At 40.6% G+C, this 219-nt stretch carries 1 pseudogene; it reads right to left on the reverse strand.

The window, feature by feature from the left end:
* Positions 1 to 219, reverse strand: a pseudogene (locus ACJQQZ_RS12635) (smooth muscle caldesmon); the annotation flags it as partial.

Here is a 219-nt window from a genome sequence, read left to right on the forward strand (position 1 = left end):
CATTCTGTTGTGCTGCAAGTTCCTTTGATGAAGGTGTTGCAGTTTGTTGATCATTACGCTTAGCTTCAACTTTTGCATCTTGAATTTCACGCGCTTGTGGTGATTGATCTGCTAATTGGTCATGATTCGATTCTGCTTGAATCGCATTCTGTTGTGCTGCAAGTTCCTTTGATGAAGGTGTTGCAGTTTGTTGATCATTACGCTTAGCTTCAACTTTTG

The sequence above is a fragment of the Staphylococcus sp. KUGN1 genome (assembly GCF_045984185.1).
Taxonomy (GTDB): Bacteria; Bacillota; Bacilli; order Staphylococcales; family Staphylococcaceae; genus Staphylococcus; species Staphylococcus warneri_A.